A 13,127-nucleotide genomic window follows, 5' to 3' on the forward strand; every position below is an offset into this window, starting at 1 on the left:
TCAACATCACCGCCCCAGATCCACCGCTGTCGCGAGCAGGCTTTTAGTCAGATCGGGCAGGTCACGCCGGTCCCGCCAATCCCGCAATAGCCTTCAGGGTTCTTCGCCAGGTACTGCTGGTGATAGGTCTCGGCGAAATAGAACGTCGGTGCCTCTTCGATTTCGGTGGTGATGGTGCCTTTGCCAGCCTTGGTCAATTCAGCCTGGAAGACTTGCTCGCTGTGTTTGGCCGCGGCCAGTTGGGCCGGGTTGGTGGCATAGATCACCGACCGGTACTGGGTGCCGATGTCGTTCCCCTGGCGCATGCCCTGGGTCGGGTTGTGCAGTTCCCAGAACATCTTCAGAAGCGCCTCGTAGCTCACTTTCGCGGGCTCATAGACCACCAGCACCACTTCACTGTGGCCAGTAAGGCCCGAGCAGACTTCTTCATACGTCGGGTTCGGCGTGAAACCACCGGCGTAACCCACCGCTGTACTGACCACGCCTTCGCGCTGCCAGAACTTGCGCTCTGCGCCCCAGAAGCAGCCGAGGCCGAAGATGGCGAAATCCACGTCCATGGCAAACGGGCCCAGCAGGGGGGCGTCGAGGACGAAGTGTTTGTCCGGTACGGACATTGGGGTTTCACGGCCAGGCAGGGCTTGTTCTTGAGTTGGGAGCACGTTTTTATTCACCAGGATTTCCGAGCGCAAGACCATGATCAGTCCTCTCAGTCAGATTGAATTTGAGCGAAATAGACCGTCAGTGTGCCTCAGAAAAGCCGCCGCAAGCTATACGTTGCTGTCAGACCAGAGGCCCGCGCGGGTAGCGCGTGAGCTTTTCGATCAGCTCAGCGCCAGGGATTGGCCGGTCGAACAGGTAGCCCTGGCCGACGTCGCAGCGGTGACGCCGCAGGAATGTCAGTTGCTGGGCGGTTTCGATGCCTTCGGCCACGACCTTGAGTTTCAGGTTGTGGGCCATGGCGATCACCGCCGAGGTGATTTCCATGTCGTCCTGGTTGTCCGGGATCTCATGGATGAAGCTGCGATCGATCTTGATGATGTCGATCGGGAATTTCTTCAGGTAGCTCAGGGACGAATATCCGGTGCCGAAATCGTCCATGGCCAGGGTCAGGCCCAGGCGCTTGAGCTGGTCGAGCTGCAAGTGGGTGTCTTCGGTGGCTTCCAGCAACAGGCCTTCGGTCAGCTCCAGTTCCAGTAGCCGGGCCGGCAGTTGTTCCTCTTTGAGGATGCTGGCGATGGACGCGACCAGGTCCGGGTCGGAGAACTGCTTGGGTGACAGGTTGATCGCCACTTGCAGGTTGCCTAGGCCCGCCGCGGTCAGCTGTTTGCTCATGCGGCAGGCCTGGCGGGCGATCCATTTGCCAATGGGGATGATCAGGCCGGTTTCTTCGGCCACGCTGATGAACTGGTCCGGGCGGATCATGCCTTTTTCCGGATGGTTCCAGCGCAGCAATGCCTCCATGCCCAGCAGGCGGCCGCTGCGCAGGCACAGCTTGGGCTGGTAGAACACGTCCAGTTCGTTCTGGGTCAGGGCGCGACGCAAATTGTTTTCCACGAACAGCTTGTAGCTCGCCTCGGCGTTCAACGCCTCGGTGAAGACCTGGACCTGATGCTTGCCGTTGGCCTTGGCCTTGTGCAGGGCAAGACCGGCGTTGCGCATCAAGGTCTGCGGATCGCGGCCGTGCAGCGGCGCGCAGGCCAGGCCCACGGAGCCGGTCACGCTGATCAGTTGGTTATCGACGAACATCGGCTTGTCGAGGGTCATCAGCAATTGGCTGGCGATCTGCTGCCCGGCTTCCAGGCTGGTGTCGTCCAACAGTACGGCGAATTCGTTACTGGCGAATCGCGCCAGGCTGCCGCTGGGGCTCAAGCTGTTGCGCAGGCGCCGGGCCAGGCTGATCAGCAGTTTGTCGCCGGTCTGGTGGCCGAGGCTGTCGTTGATGCGCTTGAAGTTGTCGATGTCCACCAGCAACAGGCTGATGGGCGAATCACTGTCTCGGGCAAAGCGCTCATCGAGGTTGCGAATGAACGCCGGGCGGTTGCCCAGGTTGGTCAGGTTGTCGGTATAGGCCAGGCGCTCGATGCGCTGCTGGGCCAGCTTGGTCTGGGTGATGTCTTCGTAGATGCCGATGTAGTGGGTCAGCTCGCGGTTATCGCCATAGACCTTGGAAATCGACAGTTGGCCCCAGTAGGGCTCCAGGTTCTTGCGTCGGCTCTTGAACTCGCCCTGCCAGCTATTGCTTTGGGCCAGTGCCGAGGGCGCGTCGAACAGCAGTTCGCTGAGGTTTTCCAGGGCCGGCAGTTCCGAGAGGCGTTGGCCGTGGACTTCCTCGGTGGTGTATTGGGTGATTGCGGTGAAGCTCGGGTTGACGTACTCCACCACGCCGTCGCAATTGACCAGCAGGAACGCGTTGGCGCTCTGCTCCACGGCGCGCTGGAACAGGTGCAGGGCGCTGGTGGCGGTGCGTCGGTTATGGTTGTTGATGACCTGGGCGAACTGGTCCGCCAGCTCGCCGGCAAAGGCGATTTCATCCGACTGCCAGGCGCGGGTGGCACCCACTTGTTCCAGGCACAGCACGCCCACCACTTGGCCGTCGATGCGCACGCTGGCGTCGAGGATGGCATTGACGTCACGGGCACGCAGGCTCTCGGCCATTTCCCGGGTACGCGGGTCGCGCATCGCATTGTGGGCGTCGATGGCGCGACAGGTCTGCAGCGCCTCCATGTAGTCGGGAAACTCGCTGGCGTCGATGGTCGCCGGCAGGAAATACTCCTGGGAGGCACGGTTGTAGGCGGAAATCGGCACCAGTTTGCCGTCGTCCAGGTTCCAGATACTGGCGCAGTCGATCTGGTAGATGTCGCAGGCGCTGCGGGTGATGAGTTCGGCGGCTTCGAGCAGGGAGTTGTTGGCGCTGTAGCGTTGACGGGTCAGCAGCAGGATCAGGTCCTGTTGGGCGCGCACCCGGTCCAGATGCTGAAGCTGCTCTTGCTGGGCGCGCTGGTTCAGTTCCAGGGCGATCTGCAGGCGCGAGTTCTGGGTTTCCAGGTCCAGGGCCGGCATGGAGGGTTCGCTTTGCAGCAAATTATCCACCACCAGCAGGTAACCGCGCAGCAGGTGACGATTGTGCTGTTTGTAGGCTTCGCCCGTCTCCAGCACGTTCATCGGGCCTTTGGCGGTGTGGAGTGTGTAGCGAATCTGGTAGTGCGCGGCCTGGGCCAGTTGTTGCTGGACAGCGTCGTGCAATTGATAGCGCGCTTCGGGTTCCATCAGGCTGGCGTAGGGCGAACTGACCAGCGAGCACAGCTCTACCGCTGGCAGGCCGAAGTGTCGCTCGCAGTTGGGGTCGAGAAACAACAGCGCCCAGCTAGCTTCATTCAGCCGTTCGAAACGCAGCATGCCGAGCCGCGCGGGCACCGGTAACTGCGTCACTACCTCGGCCGCCATACGGCTGGCGGCATCGGGTTGGCTTTTCATGGGGAAACTCGCTTCGAAAATGCTGATCGCGCCGGGCTGACGCCCTCGTTATTACGGATTGGCGCAAGGTTGCATCATTGCGGCACTGGCTGACAAGAGAGATGAAGGCCAAGTGCTATAAACCTTATATCGGCCGACAAAGGGATTTCTCCAGTCGCCAGCCGATCAGAGGGCATGGACGGTCATCGCAGCGGGATATCGACCGTCTGCAAGGGCTTGCCGTCACGGTCGTGGAAGGTGACTTGAAGGCTCTGCGCCGAGACTTGCAGGCGGGCGAAGTTATCCTGGCTCACCACGTGGCTGGTCAGTTCATAGCGGTACTCACCGCTGTCGGTGCGGACCATGGGCCTGTGGAAAATAAAATCCGCGGCTTTTGCAAACGGCAGCAATTTGCTGTTGTAGAACGGCGAGGATACGACCGTGTTGACCTCGAAATCAGGATCCTGGCTGTGACGCAGGCGGCTGGTCATGGAGCCGTGGACGTCACCCGAGATGAACACCACGTTTTTGATCCGATGACGGCGGACAGTGTCCAGCAGGCGCAGGCGTTGTGCCGGGAAAGCCTGCCAGGCATCGCCGTCGTTGCGCCGGCGGTCAGGGAAGAACATGACACTGGTGACCACGAGCTTGACCCGGGCGGTGCTGTTGACGAGCCATTCGAGCAGGCACTGTTCCTGTTCCGCGTCGAGGATGCGCCGATCGTCCACCGACAGGTTGCGTTGCGTCCGGCTATCGGTGACGAACCATTGGATATCGCCATGGGCAAAGGTATACCAGTAGCGGGTCAACGACTTGCTCAATGTTCCGTCGTCCGACAGCGCATGGGCTGGCCCGTGGCTGGCCTGGTAAAGCCCATAAGCGCTCATGGCATTGGCATAGAGGACGTCGTCGCGGGCGGTTCTCCTGGCGGGCCAGTTGTCTTCGATTTCATGGTCATCGAGGATCATGTAGGTCGGCGTGCCAGACATCAGCTTCCTGATGTGCGGCAGGGTAAATACCGTTCGGTATCTGGCGAGAATATTCTTGTAGGTTCGGTCCGGGCCGATGACATTCAAGTCGTCGAGGTAAACCTGGTCCCCGATCATCAGCACCGCGCTGATCGGCGGGTCGGCCTGCTCCACGATGCGATTGATGCCGGCGAAGGTGCGATCCCCGAGCCCGGGGAGCAACGGCGTGCCGGCGGTGATTCGCAAGTAGCGGCAAGAACCTACGATGTAGGCGCGAGGTGTATCGGTTTGGACAGCCGGCGTGCGCAAGCGATAGGTGTTGCGGGGCCACTGCAGCGGCAGTTCCTGGAGGGTTTCCACGGTAGAGGGCGGGCTCAAGGGGCTGAGCCAGCCGGCCTGGTATTCGTAGGCGGTGTCGGGTTGCAGGCCTTTCAATACGATGACATCGGACATGTCACGGTAGGCCTTCAGTTGAACGAAATAGCCCTTCGACCAAGCGGTGTTGCCTTGGCGTCGGTAGCGAACACCGGCGAATGTCGGGTTTTTGCCGTGATCGCCGCGCAGGAATATCCGCGCGTGCTCCGGCGTGGTGTGGCCAACAATCGGGCCGACAGTAGGTATGAACATATTCGAATCCATTCGAAATGCAGCGTATTAAGAAGGTGCGCGCGAACGCAGGGTGTCGCTGTGCCGATGCTAAGGCGCGACGGGCAATGAATGTTGTTAGGCGAGGGGGCGCGGATTGTGGGCAATGACTAATAAAAGGCGTAGTCATTCAGGCGGGGAGAGGTAGGAAAGTTTACCGGCGTAGAGCCTGGTGCTCGTCAGTCAAGCGCCACGAGAATTGTGGGAGCAAGCTTTGCTTTCCCAGGGGTTGCGCGCCTTGCTCCTGGTGGCCAGGCAAAAAAAGCCCCGCCAAATGGACGGGGTTGAGGTACGAGCGTGGCGCTCGGAAAACGGTGCTCCGAATGGCCCTCCCCAAGGGAGGGCCGTCCGGTGTTACAGCAGGATGGTGCGGATGTCGCCCAGCAGGTCGCTCAAGCGCTTGGTGAAGCGCGCCGCGGCGGCGCCGTTGATCACACGGTGATCGTAGGACAGCGACAGTGGCAGCATCAGCTTCGGCTGGAAGGCCTTGCCGTCCCAGACCGGCTGGATGGTGGCCTTGGAAACACCCAGGATCGCCACTTCCGGCGCGTTGACGATCGGCGTGAAGCCGGTGCCGCCAATGTGGCCGAGGCTGGAGATGGTGAAGCAGGCGCCTTGCATGTCGTCGGCGGTGAGCTTCTTGTTCCGGGCTTTTTCGGCCAGGGCAGCGGCTTCGCCAGCCAGTTGCAGCAGGCTCTTCTGGTCGACGTTGCGGATGACCGGTACCAGCAGGCCTTCCGGGGTGTCGACGGCAAAGCCGATGTGCACGTATTTCTTGCGGATCACAGCCTTGCCACTCGGGGCTAGGGAGGCGTTGAAGTCCGGCAGTTCCTTGAGCAGGTGCGCACAGGCCTTGAGCAGCAGGGGCAGCACGGTCAGCTTCACGCCGGCCTTTTCCGCCACGGCCTTCTGCGCAACGCGGAAAGCTTCCAGCTCGGTGATGTCGGCCTGGTCGAACTGAGTCACGTGCGGGATGTTCAGCCAGCTGCGATGCAGGCTCGACGCGCCGATCTGCATCAGGCGAGTCATGGCCACTTCTTCGGTTTCGCCGAAGCGGCTGAAGTCCACCGCCGGGATCGGCGGAATGCCCGCGCCGCCGGTGGCGCCTTCGGCCGGTGCGTTCTTGGCCTTCTGCATCATGGCCTTGACGTAGGCTTGCACGTCTTCTTTCAGCACACGACCGTGAGGGCCGCTTGGGCCGACGGCCGACAGCTCGACACCGAATTCACGGGCCAGCTGACGCACCGCAGGGCCGGCGTGCACTTTGGCACCGCTTGGCGCAGGCGCGGCGGCGACAGGAGCGGGAGCCGCTTCGGCCTTGGCCGCTGGTGCGGCGGCTGGCGCTGCTTCGGCCTTGGCGGCAGGCGCAGCGGCCGGGGCTGGCGCGGCAGGTGCCGAGGCCCCCGCTACTTTCAGCTTCAGGATCAGGTCACCGGTGCCAACTTCGTCTTCCAGCTTGATCTCGACGCTTTCCACCACACCGGCGGCCGGCGATGGGATTTCCATGCTGGCCTTGTCGGACTCCAGGGTGATCAGCGACTGGTCGGCTTCGACGGTGTCGCCGACCTTGACCAGCACTTCGATGATCTTGGCCTTGCCCGACGAGCCGATGTCCGGGACATGAATGTCCTGGACCGTGGCCGCGGCAGGCGCAGCAGCTGGCGCCGGAGCCGCTTCGGCAGCCGGTGCGGCGGCCGGCTTTTCAGCAGCGGCCGGGGCAGCGGCAGGGGCGGGCGCTTCAGGCGCCGCAGCGGCGCCCTCGACTTCCAGCTCCAGCAGTTCGTCGCCTTCTTTCAGGCGGTCGCCCAGCTTCACTTTCAGGCTCTTGATGACACCGGCCTTCGGCGCAGGCACTTCCATGCTGGCCTTGTCCGATTCAAGTGTCAGGATGCTCTGGTCGGCTTCGATACGGTCGCCGACCTTCACAAACAGTTCAATTACTTCACCTTCACCGCTGCCGATGTCAGGTACGCGAATGAGTTCGCTCACGAAAATTCTCCTCAGCAGTCCAGTGGGTTGCGTTTTTCCGGATCGATGCCGAACTTGGCGATGGCTTCGGCCACCACTTTAGGTTCGATATCGCCACGGTCAGCCAGGGCTTCCAGGGCTGCCAACACAACGAACTTACGGTCGACTTCGAAGAAGTGACGCAGCTTCTTGCGGCTGTCGCTACGGCCGAAACCGTCGGTGCCCAGCACCTTGAATTCCTTGGAAGGAACCCACTGGCGGATCTGCTCGGCAAACAGCTTCATGTAGTCGGTAGAGGCGATGACCGGACCTTTGCGGCCGTTCAGGCACTCTTCGACGTAGCTCAGCTTTGGCTTCTGGCCAGGGTGCAGGCGGTTGCTGCGCTCTACGGCCAGGCCGTCGCGACGCAGTTCGTTGAAGCTGGTGACGCTCCAGACGTCGGCACCGACGTTGAACTCTTCACGCAGGATCTTCGCTGCCTCACGCACTTCGCGCAGGATGGTGCCGGAGCCCATCAGCTGGACGTGGTGAGCCGCTTCGCGGGTGTCTTCCTCGAGCAGGTACATGCCCTTGACGATGCCTTCCTCGACGCCGGCCGGCATGGCTGGCTGCTGGTAGGACTCGTTCATCACGGTGATGTAGTAGAAGACGTCCTGCTGCTCTTCGGTCATCTTCTTCATGCCGTCCTGGATGATCACCGCCAGCTCGTAGCCGTAGGTCGGATCATAGGTGCGGCAGTTCGGGATGGTCCCGGCCAGCATGTGGCTGTGGCCGTCTTCGTGCTGCAGGCCTTCACCGTTGAGGGTGGTCCGGCCGGCAGTGCCGCCGATCAGGAAGCCACGGGTACGGCTGTCGCCGGCCGCCCAGGCCAGGTCGCCGATACGCTGGAAGCCGAACATCGAGTAGAAGATGTAGAACGGCAGCATCGGCTGGTTGTGGCTGGAGTACGAAGTACCGGCGGCAATGAAGGAGCTCATGGCGCCCGCTTCGTTGATGCCTTCTTCGAGGATCTGGCCCTTCTTGTCTTCGCGGTAGAACATCACCTGGTCTTTATCGACTGGCTCGTAGAGCTGGCCGACGGACGAGTAGATGCCCAACTGGCGGAACATGCCTTCCATGCCGAAGGTACGGGCTTCGTCCGGGATGATCGGAACGATGCGCTGGCCGATTTCCTTGTCCTTGACCAGTTGCGCGAGGATCCGCACGAAGGCCATGGTGGTGGAGATTTCACGGTCGCCCGAGCCGTCCAGGATCGCCTTGAGGGTCTCCAGTGGCGGGGTCGGAACGCTGAAGCTCTTGGCGCGACGCTGGGGCACGAAACCACCCAGGGCGGCACGGCGCTCGGCCAGGTAACGGGCTTCGGCGCTGCCTTCTTCAGGCTTGAAGAACGGCAGGTTTTCCAGCTCGCTGTCCTTGACCGGAATGTCGAAGCGGTCGCGGAACAGCTTCAGGCTGTCGACATCGACTTTCTTGGTGTTGTGCGCGGTGTTCTTCGCTTCGCCGGCGCCGGTGCCATAACCCTTGATGGTCTTGGCCAGGATGACGGTTGGTTGCTCTTTGTGGTTGACCGCTTCGTGATACGCCGCATAGACCTTGTACGGGTCGTGGCCGCCACGGTTGAGTTTCCAGATCTCGTCGTCGGACAAGTCGGCAACCATCGCCTTGAGTTCAGGCGTGTTGAAGAAGTGCTCACGGACGAACGCGCCGTCCTTGGCCTTGTAGTTCTGGTACTCGCCGTCGATGACTTCGTCCATGCGACGTTGCAGGATGCCGTCGACGTCCTTGGCCAGCAGTGGGTCCCAGAAACGGCCCCAGATGACTTTGTTGACGTTCCATTGGGCGCCACGGAACACGCCTTCGAGTTCCTGGATGATCTTGCCGTTGCCGCGAACCGGGCCGTCGAGGCGCTGCAGGTTGCAGTTGATGACGAAGATCAGGTTGTCCAGCTTCTCGCGGCCGGCCAGGGAGATAGCGCCCAGGGATTCCGGCTCGTCGCACTCGCCGTCACCCATGAAACACCAGACTTTCTGCTTGCCTGGCTGGATGAAGCCACGGGCTTCCAGGTACTTCATGAAGCGCGCCTGGTAGATCGCCTGGATCGGGCCCAGGCCCATGGAAACGGTCGGGAACTGCCAGAAGTCCGGCATCAGCCAAGGGTGCGGGTACGAAGACAGGCCGTTGCCGTCCACTTCCTGGCGGAAGTTGTTCATCTGGTCTTCGGTGATGCGGCCTTCCATGAACGCACGGGCGTAGACGCCTGGCGATGCGTGACCCTGGAAGTAGATCAGGTCGCCGCCGTGTTCATCGGTTGGGGCCTGGAAGAAATAGTTGAAGCCGATGTCATACAGCGTCGCGCTGGAGGCGAAGCTGGAGATGTGACCGCCCAGGTCAGAATCTTTCAGGTTGGTACGCATGACCATGGCCAACGCGTTCCAGCGTACCAGCGAGCGAATGCGGCGTTCCATGAACAGGTCGCCAGGCATGCGTGCTTCGTGGGTAACGGGGATCGTGTTGCGGTACGGCGTGGTGATGGCGTAGGGCAATTGCGAACCGCTGCGGGTTGCGAGTTCGCCCATACGGGTCATCAGATAGTGAGCACGGTCTTCGCCTTCTTTGTCGAGAACCGATTCCAGGGCGTCCAGCCATTCCTGGGTTTCGACGGGATCGAGGTCTTGCATGGCTTGCTCCAGGGCGGAAAGGCTACCAGAATCGGTTGCCTGAGTTTGCGACTGGCCTTGTGGGCAGACGATATAAATTCTTGGATTGCCGAAGGTTGTTTCGGCGGCGTGTAGTTTTACTACAAATCGTCGGCCGTTTCAGCCTTTCGAATGTATAGACGAGTAGTAAAACTACACATGAGCGGCGTATGGCCCCTCGTTTCGTTGTGAGAATAATCGTTACTGTTGGTCTTTAGCCAACTCGAACAGGTAAAAACTTGATGCCGGCTGCCAATAAAATCAGATTTTCAGCTATTTATCATCTTTGTTCGACAGTCGATCAGGTAGTGTCTTTTAAAAAAACACTACATCCAGCCTCTCCCGCGCCGATCAAGGATAGACCATGAGCCTGCCCTCGCTTGCCCCAATACCGGAAATGGTACCGGCCATTCTCCAGTCATTGGTCACCCGTGCCGAGCAGTCGTTCCGTGCGGTGGTCGCCTTGCTCGACGACGATCACGGGCTGTCGGCCTGGACCCCGCAGCGCTGGGAGGCGTTCAACCGTATTGCCGCCGCCAGCGACTTCGTCATCGAACAGAGTGTCCGCGACCCGGTGATGCTACTGGAACTGGTGCGCAGCGGCGAACTGGACCGTAGCCTGGCGCCCGGTGAAATGCGCGCGCAGATCGGTGCCGCGGTGCAGGCCGCCGAAACCGAAGACGAACTGGGCCGCGTCCTGCGCCGCCAGCGCACTCGCCAGCAGGTGCGGATCATCTGGCGCGACCTGACCCGCCAGGCCGACCTGGTCCAGACCTGTCGCGATCTCTCGGACATGGCCGACACCTGCATCGACCAGGCTTACCACTGGTTGTACGGGCGCCTCAGCCAGCAATTCGGCACGCCCACCGGACGACGCAGCGGCGAGCCGCAGCAGATGGTCATCCTGGGCATGGGCAAGCTGGGGGCGGTGGAACTGAACCTGTCGTCGGACATCGACCTGATCTTCGCCTACCCCGAGGGCGGCGAAACCGTGGGTGTGAAGCGGCCGCTGGATAACCAGGAGTTTTTCATCCGCGTCGGCCAGCGCCTGATCAAGGCCCTGGACCCGATGACCGTCGACGGCTTCGTGTTTCGCGTCGACATGCGCTTGCGCCCCTACGGCTCGGCCGGTGCGCTGGTGTTGAGCTTCAACGCCCTGGAGCAGTATTACCAGGACCAGGGGCGCGACTGGGAACGCTACGCCATGATCAAGGCACGGGTGGTGGCCGGCGACCAGGTGGCCGGCGCGCAACTGCTCGACATGCTGCGCCCGTTCGTCTATCGCCGTTACCTGGATTTTTCCGCCATCGAAGCGCTGCGCACCATGAAGCAACTGATCCAGCAGGAGGTGCGGCGCAAGGGCATGGCCGACAACATCAAGCTGGGCTCGGGTGGCATTCGCGAGGTGGAGTTCATTGCCCAGGCGTTCCAGTTGATCCATGGGGGGCGGGACCTGAGTCTGCAGCAGCGCCCGCTGCTCAAAGTGTTGAGCACCCTGGAGGGCCAGGGGTATCTGCCGGCCAAGGTGGTCGATGAGCTGCGCCAGGGCTATGAGTTCCTGCGCTATACCGAGCATGCCATCCAGGCCATCGCCGACCGGCAGACCCAGATGCTCCCGGACAGCCCGCAGGACCAGGCGCGCATTGCCTTCATGCTGGGTTTTGCCGACTGGTCGGCCTTTCACGAGCAGTTGATGTACTGGCGTGGGCGTGTGGCTTGGCATTTCGGCCAGGTCATTGCCGATCCGGATGAGGAAGAGGGCGGCGAAAGCGAAATGGCGGTAGGCGGCGAATGGTTGCCGTTGTGGGAAGACAGCCAAAATGAAGAGGCGGCGTGCCGTCAATTGGAAGAAGGCGGTTTCGTCGATGCACCCAAGGCTCTCAAGGCGCTGGCCGTCCTGCGCGGCAGCCCGCAACTGCGCGCCATGCAGCGCTTGGGACGCGAGCGCCTGGATGCGTTCATTCCGCGCCTGCTGGCCCAGGCCGTGGAGCATGCCGATCCGGACCTGGTGCTGGAGCGGGTGCTGCCCTTGGTGGAAGCCGTGGCCCGCCGTTCGGCCTACCTGGTGCTGTTGACGGAAAACCCCGGCGCCTTGCGGCGCTTGCTGACGCTGTGTGCGGCGAGCCCGTGGATTGCCGAGCAGATCACCCGTTTCCCGCTGTTGCTCGATGAGTTGCTTAACGAGGGACGGCTGTTCAAGCCACCCCTGGCGCCGGAATTGGCCGCGGAGTTGCGTGAGCGCCTGACGCGCATCCCCGAGGATGATCTGGAGCAGCAAATGGAGGCATTGCGGCATTTCAAGCTGGCTCACCGCCTACGGGTGGCGGCTTCGGAAATCGCCGGCAGCCTGCCACTGATGAAGGTCAGCGATTACCTGACCTGGCTGGCCGAGGCGATTCTCGAGCAAGTACTGGCCCTGGCCTGGCGCCAGACGGCCGCCAAGCACGGCGTGCCATTGCGCACCGACGGCAGCCTGTGCGATCCGGGCTTCATTATTGTCGGTTATGGGAAAGTCGGCGGCCTGGAATTGGGACATGGTTCCGATCTGGACCTGGTGTTCATCCACGATGGCGATCCACAGGCGGAAACCGACGGTCCGAAACCCATCGACGGTGCGCAGTTCTTTACCCGGCTCGGCCAGCGGATCATTCACCTGCTGACGGCCCAGACCAATTCCGGGCAGTTGTATGAAGTGGACATGCGCCTGCGGCCCTCGGGGGCGTCGGGGCTGCTGGTCAGTTCCCTCGGGGCGTTTGCCCGTTACCAGGAGAGCGAGGCCTGGACCTGGGAGCACCAGGCGTTGGTGCGGGCCCGTGTGCTGGTGGGCAGCCAGGACGTGGGCCAGGCGTTCGAGAAGGTCCGCGTCCAGGTACTGGGGCGCAAGCGCGACTTGCCGACGCTGCGCCAGGAGGTCAGCGAGATGCGCGCCAAGATGCGCGACAACCTTGGCAGCAAGGCCACGGCCGCCGGGACCGCGCCGAATGCCTTCGAGGCCTCGGCGCCCTTCGACCTCAAGCAGGATGCCGGAGGTATCGTCGATATTGAATTTATGGTGCAATACGCGGCCTTGGCGTGGTCCGAAGAGCATCCATCGCTGGTGCGCTACACCGATAACATCCGCATCCTGGACGGGTTGCAAGAGGTCGGGCTGATGGCGGCCGAAGATGCCACGCTGTTGCGCGAAGCCTACAAGGCCTACCGCTCCGCTGCCCACCGCCAGGCCTTGCAGAAAGACGCCGGGGTGATTGCAGGCGACCAGTTCGTGGATGAGCGCCGGCAGGTCATGCGGATCTGGCGGGAGCTGGGGCTGAGCTGAGTATTTAAATGTGGGAGCGAGCTTGCTCGCGATGACGGAGTGCCAGAGGACATTGATGTTGAATGTGCCGGCCTCATCGCG

6 protein-coding genes are annotated in these 13,127 nt (G+C 61.9%); 1 reads left to right on the forward strand and 5 read right to left on the reverse strand.

The window, feature by feature from the left end:
• Window positions 1–47: 47 nt before the first annotated feature.
• The 5 genes from msrA to aceE form a co-directional block, all read right to left on the reverse strand.
• Window positions 48–695: a peptide-methionine (S)-S-oxide reductase MsrA gene (msrA, locus tag ACMTA2_RS03615; RefSeq protein ID WP_413793749.1), complete on the reverse strand. Its 648-nt coding sequence runs from the start codon at window positions 693–695 to the stop codon at window positions 48–50.
• Window positions 696–780: 85 nt separating this feature from the next.
• Window positions 781–3,474 carry a putative bifunctional diguanylate cyclase/phosphodiesterase gene (locus ACMTA2_RS03620; protein ID WP_413793750.1) on the reverse strand — a complete coding sequence of 898 codons (2,694 nt, stop codon included), beginning with the start codon at window positions 3,472–3,474 and terminating at the stop codon, window positions 781–783.
• Between the two features lie 182 nt (window positions 3,475–3,656).
• A complete protein-coding gene (locus tag ACMTA2_RS03625) occupies window positions 3,657–5,048 on the reverse strand; it encodes an alkaline phosphatase D family protein (protein ID WP_413793751.1) in 1,392 nt (463 codons plus the stop codon).
• A gap of 372 nt (window positions 5,049–5,420) precedes the next feature.
• On the reverse strand, window positions 5,421–7,055 hold the full coding sequence (gene aceF, locus ACMTA2_RS03630) for a dihydrolipoyllysine-residue acetyltransferase (protein WP_413793752.1): 1,635 nt from the start codon (window positions 7,053–7,055) through the stop codon (window positions 5,421–5,423).
• Between the two features lie 11 nt (window positions 7,056–7,066).
• On the reverse strand, window positions 7,067–9,712 hold the full coding sequence (gene aceE, locus ACMTA2_RS03635; protein WP_413793753.1) for a pyruvate dehydrogenase (acetyl-transferring), homodimeric type: 2,646 nt from the start codon (window positions 9,710–9,712) through the stop codon (window positions 7,067–7,069).
• Window positions 9,713–10,094: 382 nt separating this feature from the next.
• Between aceE and glnE the strand changes: the two genes are divergently transcribed.
• On the forward strand, window positions 10,095–13,046 hold the full coding sequence (gene glnE / locus ACMTA2_RS03640) for a bifunctional [glutamate--ammonia ligase]-adenylyl-L-tyrosine phosphorylase/[glutamate--ammonia-ligase] adenylyltransferase (RefSeq protein ID WP_413793754.1): 2,952 nt from the start codon (window positions 10,095–10,097) through the stop codon (window positions 13,044–13,046).
• Window positions 13,047–13,127: the final 81 nt, after the last annotated feature.

Origin of the sequence: Pseudomonas medicaginis (assembly GCF_965119365.1) — a bacterium.
GTDB lineage: Bacteria > Pseudomonadota > Gammaproteobacteria > Pseudomonadales > Pseudomonadaceae > Aquipseudomonas.

Coding starts and splice junctions, on each gene's coding strand:
- msrA (WP_413793749.1), bottom strand. CDS start 695: ATGGTCTTGCGCTCGGAAATCCTGGTGAATAAAAACGTGCTCCCAACT.
- ACMTA2_RS03620 (WP_413793750.1), bottom strand. CDS start 3,474: ATGAAAAGCCAACCCGATGCCGCCAGCCGTATGGCGGCCGAGGTAGTG.
- ACMTA2_RS03625 (WP_413793751.1), bottom strand. CDS start 5,048: ATGTTCATACCTACTGTCGGCCCGATTGTTGGCCACACCACGCCGGAG.
- aceE (WP_413793753.1), bottom strand. CDS start 9,712: ATGCAAGACCTCGATCCCGTCGAAACCCAGGAATGGCTGGACGCCCTG.
- glnE (WP_413793754.1), top strand. CDS start 10,095: ATGAGCCTGCCCTCGCTTGCCCCAATACCGGAAATGGTACCGGCCATT.